The organism is Vibrio sp. Vb0598 (assembly GCF_033338935.1).
In the GTDB taxonomy this organism is placed as follows: domain Bacteria; phylum Pseudomonadota; class Gammaproteobacteria; order Enterobacterales; family Vibrionaceae; genus Vibrio; species Vibrio alginolyticus.
The window spans coordinates 1-1365 of sequence record NZ_JAWOTP010000126.1; the positions used below are offsets into that span (position 1 = coordinate 1).

At 48.4% G+C, this 1365-nt stretch carries 1 protein-coding gene and 1 pseudogene; both read right to left on the reverse strand.

Annotated elements, in window-relative coordinates:
• A partial coding sequence (locus R7Q38_RS23450) for an alanyl-tRNA editing protein (protein WP_318114475.1) occupies window positions 1-549 on the reverse strand: 549 nt, incomplete at its 3' end.
• 131 nt (window positions 550-680) lie between these two features.
• Window positions 681-1365 (reverse strand): annotated as a pseudogene (locus tag R7Q38_RS23455) (hypothetical protein); the annotation flags it as partial.

A 1365-nucleotide genomic window follows, 5' to 3' on the forward strand; every position in this document is an offset into this window, starting at 1 on the left:
GTGTGTACCACCGCAAGGCACTTGAGCGAAGCCTTCCACTTTCCAATAGCGCCTTTCTTGGCCTTCGTCAGAGAATGCGCTCTCAATCTCAGCGTCCGAATCGATAACTGCCTGAGCTCGTTGTTGAAACTCCGCCAGCAGTGGCGTGATGCTTTCAGGCCATTCAAAATCAATTCGGCTTTTATCTGCGGAGATATGTGCGCCAACCTTCTGAATGTTTGCAAATTTTTGCGTGAACAGTTCAAGTATGACTTCCGCCGCAAAGTGGAGCTTCATCAACGCATAACGCCTTTGCCAGTCAATTTGAGTGATCACTTGGTCGCCAACTCGAAACGTGGGTTGACGTTCTAGAGTGTAAACAATGCGTGAGCCAGACTTAATTGCACCGACGACAGGAATCCCGTCGATCGTACCTGCATCGCTCTCTTGTCCGCCGGATTCAGCATAAAAAATAGTGTGGGATAACTCGACTTCATTGTCCGAAATTCGAGTTACCGTGGAGGTGAGTTCTGTTTGGTAAGGGTTTTTCCAAAATACCTTGACGGTCATATGGCCTTCCTTTGCACATAATATTGACGTACATCGATGCTACGCGGCTAATAAGTGAAGTCAAGCGATGCTGATGAGATAAAAAATAAGCTCCCGAAGGAGCCTATTCACTTACTTTCACTAACTTTCAATTACTTAAGAGGAACGCCAGGCGCGTCAGACACGCAGGAAGCATAAGCCGGGTCTCGAGCATCCATCACCAACTGCGCTCGACCTCGATGCAGGTTAATGATGTCATACACGACGCCCTCATGATGCGGTAAATCCATTAGCGAAGTAGACCAATATTCCGAATTCGCTGGCCAACCAAAACCTCCGCCATCTTTGTCTTCTTCATAGATGCTTTCAGTCCCGTCCCAAACACTGCCTCGTGATGCACGATACAAGCTAAACAACTCATTGCGAGTGGCACGACGCCAGTTGTCACGACCAGCAAAGTTTCTTACAGACAAATCATGACACCAGTTTGCGTATTGGCTGGTTAAGCCTGCGCGATCACGTCCGTATTGGTTGAACATCGCAAAGTCACCCACAGGGCCGCGTGTACCGTCTTCCGTTTTGATGCCAACGTAAGTTTTTGGTTTTGTCGCGTCGTAGCTCAAAGGTTTAACAAGCTCATAGCCTAGTTTGTTCATGAGCTTCACTGATGGTGGTGCGGTAAATAGGCGACCATCTTCATCACTCGCTACCATCAAACACGCTTCCGCGCTTCCTTCTCCTGAACGAGGCTGTGGGCAAATAGAGATGGCAGACTCTTTTTCTTCCGCCTCAACAACCTTGACCTCAGAGGTGCCTTTTAACTCCCCAAAGGAAGCT